At 50.4% G+C, this 1,151-nt stretch carries 3 protein-coding genes; 1 reads left to right on the forward strand and 2 read right to left on the reverse strand.

Annotated features, from left to right (window positions below; all coding sequences use genetic code 11):
* The coding region (locus tag J3U67_RS09235; protein ID WP_416384680.1) for a DUF6531 domain-containing protein at positions 1–191 on the reverse strand (191 nt) is incomplete at its 3' end.
* Here J3U67_RS09235 and J3U67_RS06920 point away from each other — a divergent pair.
* On the forward strand, positions 103–423 hold the full coding sequence (locus J3U67_RS06920; RefSeq protein ID WP_267404482.1) for a hypothetical protein: 321 nt from the start codon (positions 103–105) through the stop codon (positions 421–423). The genes J3U67_RS09235 and J3U67_RS06920 overlap by 89 nt on opposite strands.
* A 328-nt stretch (positions 424–751) precedes the next feature.
* Here J3U67_RS06920 and J3U67_RS06925 read toward each other — a convergent pair whose 3' ends face one another.
* On the reverse strand, positions 752–931 hold the full coding sequence (locus tag J3U67_RS06925) for a hypothetical protein (RefSeq protein WP_267404484.1): 180 nt from the start codon (positions 929–931) through the stop codon (positions 752–754).
* Positions 932–1,151: the final 220 nt, after the last annotated feature.

Here is a 1,151-nt window from a genome sequence, read left to right on the forward strand (position 1 = left end):
GAGCGGGTGTCGACGCTGCTGTAGAAGCGTTGCCATTGGAGGGGCAGATGGGCGGGAAGGGTGAAGTCGAGCTCTTCGGTGTCGAAGAGGAGTTTGGCGCCGGTGGGAAGGTGGACGGGGTGGCCGCGTGTAACCGCTTGTGCTAGTTTGGCAGAGGCTAAGCTGGTGCCTGCATTACTGGCGATGACCAGGACAAGACATTTGATTTTGGAACAGATTTTGCGGGGACGTCTTAAGGCTGAAATCACACCAATGAGCTGGGCAACCGGATGTTTGCCGCTTCTGATTTCACGCACGACGATGGGTTTGCCTCCGATGCGTACGTTGTTGGATACTTTGACGCCGCCGGCATGGTCATCGGTAACTTTGGCTTCACAAGTGCTGCGGTCGTTGCTGCGTACAGCCGGCTGGCTGTTGATGTAGACTTTGCGGGAACCTTCGGCTAGATATTCATCTGTGCCGAACGGATGCGGATGTTTGCGGCAAAGTATTTTGTCGTCATCTCTGGGTTCTGCTCTGGGATCGNGACTGTTGGCCGAATAAATTCCTGGGCGATTTCTCCGGCTGCGATAAGTATACCTGCTATATCGGCGAAGTTTTCGGGCTGCTGTGGTTCTTCGCTGCTGTCATTTAGTTCAATGCTTTGATCTATGATACCTGCGGCGCGGGCGGAAGCTTTGCTATTGGTGCGTGTATTGGGCGAGCCGGTTTTGATTTTGCCATCTTCGGAGGGAGGAAAAAGGCTACTGACCTAGTTGGCGAGGTTGGATACGACGGTATCACCACCTGAAATGGCCATGAGTACGCCGACAAGGACACTTAGGAGTAGTCCGCCGGTGGTGATGGTGCCAAAAATGGCAAAACCTACTGCGGCGGTGATGGCTGCGTAGCATGCTATTTCTACAGCCGCACCAACGATGTCTGCGAGCATGGAGGTGTGTAATAGAATGTCCCCTTCGCGGGCGGCCCAGTATGCATTGCCCATTCGTTAAACCCCTTGATGAAAATATAGATGTGTATTGCTGTGTTTGTTTTTTGAGTTCGATGCTTTGTTTGTTGTTTACAATAAAGCTGTAAAATGCATTGTTAAATTAACGTTTAATTACATTTTATCATGTTTGATATTATGTATAAATAAGAATGGTGTTGGT

The sequence above is a fragment of the Snodgrassella sp. B3837 genome (genome assembly GCF_026535955.1).
Classification (GTDB): domain Bacteria; phylum Pseudomonadota; class Gammaproteobacteria; order Burkholderiales; family Neisseriaceae; genus Snodgrassella; species Snodgrassella alvi_E.

Bases quoted from the DNA above. Each gene is read 5' to 3' on its own strand.
- J3U67_RS06925 (WP_267404484.1), bottom strand. From the start codon at position 931: ATGCTCGCAGACATCGTTGGTGCGGCTGTAGAAATAGCATGCTACGCA.